The sequence below is a fragment of the Oleiphilus sp. HI0132 genome, from assembly GCF_001635845.1.
Genome location: NZ_LWGJ01001474.1, coordinates 1 through 2174 on the forward strand (window position 1 = coordinate 1; position 2174 = coordinate 2174).

Here is a 2174-nt window from a genome sequence, read left to right on the forward strand (position 1 = left end):
GAGAGTTCGCCTTACTCCTGATTATACCCTCAATGTGGATGCGACATGGACTGATTGGAGTCAGTGGGAAGAATGGACTTTTTACTTTGATAGAACTCTGGAAATGCTAACAACAGCTCGACTATTGTCGGGGTTGGTCACAGGTCGTTCTCTGACTTTGCCTATTGGCTTACGTGATACCTGGCACTTTGGTTTCGGTTTAACTAAGCATGTTAATTCTCGTCTGGATGTCAGGTTTGGGTTAGAGTTACGAACTTCACCAGCCGAGCGTGATGTTTTTGGTCCGCTTCCCGTTGGTGATATGAAAATGTGGGGTACCGGGTTTGGCTACAAGTGGGATAAACGAACCGATATCAGTGCAAGCATATTCTATATGCAGTCTGATGATTACATTCCTTCTAATACAAGTTGTAATTTGAACTGTACGAATTTGACTAACGTAATTTATAACCCCTATGCGGGCTTGAATGTGAAGTTTACATCTCGAGTATTTGGAATGGGTATTTCTTTTAACCGAAAATTCTAGGTCTATATGAAGCTGAACTATTCGAGATCGACTGTAGTATTGCTTGTAGCTTTGTGTGTCTTTTCTTTGGAAGCTCTTGCTGAACGCTATAGTGTTGAACAAGATAGCTTTGGTGGATATTCCGCAAAGAAGGTAGATGATGCTCAGCAAGCCGATGTGCCTGTCATCGACTCACAGCCAGAACCTGAAGAGCCTCAGCAGCAAGCAAAGTTAGAGCTGCCTCCTGAACCACCTGTTAGTCCAAAATCCCAGAACGTAACCGACAATGAATATCTTGGTGATGTTGGTGATTCCTTAAGTCCTTTTGAAAAAGAATATATTGAAACCGAAAGATTAGAGCGCTCTAAGGTTCTTGGCGCTATTCGTAGGGCGCCACCACTTAACGATTTCGATGCAACGCGCGTTAACTCTGAGGAATTTGTGGATGGTGATAAGCTATTAATCGACGGTGGGCGACCGAGTAGTGAAGGTTCTCGCTACTATACAGTAGTCGATGCTGATGGAACGGTTCGCAATATTGATTATGACGCTGATGCTGTCCAGGCTGCTCTCGAAAAAGAAAGAGAGAAAAAAATCGAATTTACGGAAGCAAGTGTTTTGGAGAAGTCCGCAGCCAGTGCCGACCTTCCTGAAAGCGCTGACCCTTTTGCCGCGGCTTTGTTTGCTAAAAACTTTACTTCTGATGACTACTTTGATGGTTTCTCAAGTACTTGCTGCCAAACACTACCAAATGTTGACTTTATCGAACTTGAATTAGGTAAAGCTCACTACTATGAAATGAACGAAGATCAGCTACCTTATCGGTTTTCAGGTGGCGATAGTCGTTTTTTGTTGTTGAGCTTACCGCAAACCAAAGAAAAGCAAGCTTTAAGCATAAGAAGCTTTGTACGGCGTCATAAACGTTTTGGCATTGATAATGGTGTATTCTTTCCTCAGTTAGTTACTTTGGATAGCGATAAGCAGCCACTGCGTATATTTACGGGCCCCTTATTAAAGTATCATTCTGAAACTTGGCTCGCTCATGGTTATTTAGAGGGCTTTTTTCAGCTTGACTCTACTAAGGATGGTGGTGAACGATTTCTATTGGTTAACACTACCAGAGATATTCTTGGGCAAACATCCAGTATTGAAAGTGACGAAGAGCTTATTTCTATTGAGCATATGGAAATAGGTACTCTGGAGCTAAAATTGTTAGTTGAAGATAATTAGCTAGTTTCTCCTTGCGGCTTTATTCTTAGGTAAGTTGCTAATTACATGAGTAAATATAAATAAAATCATTGATAGCGGTTGATCATTTTTCTGTATGGCGTATAATGCGCCGCATCTGGGCCAGTGTGATGAAATTGGTAGACATGAGGGATTCAAAATCCCTTGTCCTTCGGGACGTGGCGGTTCGAGTCCGCCCACTGGTACCAATCCTTTCTTAGTTATCAAAAGTCGATCTAACTTAACAAGTTTTCCCAAGTTAAAACAAATATTCAGCCTTTATTCTCCAAATACGGCCGCCAGGTAGGGTTTTATTTACTTAATAGAACAAACTGCTTTAGGTTGTGTTATATCTTAATTTAAGTGCTTAGGAGATCACAGTGCATATTTCTAGAATTATTCTTCTGCTTTTAATGTCACTCTCTCTTTTAGCCTGCTCAAG

The 2174-nt window shown here is 41.4% G+C and carries 2 protein-coding genes and 1 tRNA gene; all 3 read left to right on the plus strand.

The genetic code is table 11. From position 1 onward, the window contains the following. Positions 1–526: OmpP1/FadL family transporter (locus A3766_RS22855; RefSeq protein WP_197479693.1), on the plus strand; the 526-nt coding region annotated here is incomplete at its 5' end. A gap of 6 nt (positions 527–532) precedes the next feature. Further along, positions 533–1735 (plus strand): MalM family protein, encoded by a 1203-nt coding sequence (locus tag A3766_RS22860; RefSeq protein WP_068514858.1) that lies wholly within the window; start codon positions 533–535, stop codon positions 1733–1735. A 119-nt stretch (positions 1736–1854) separates the two neighbouring features. After that, positions 1855–1941 (plus strand) — tRNA-Leu (locus tag A3766_RS22865). The last annotated feature ends 233 nt before the right edge of the window (positions 1942–2174 follow it).

Bases quoted from the DNA above. Each gene is read 5' to 3' on its own strand.
- A3766_RS22860 (WP_068514858.1), top strand. From the start codon at position 533: ATGAAGCTGAACTATTCGAGATCGACTGTAGTATTGCTTGTAGCTTTG.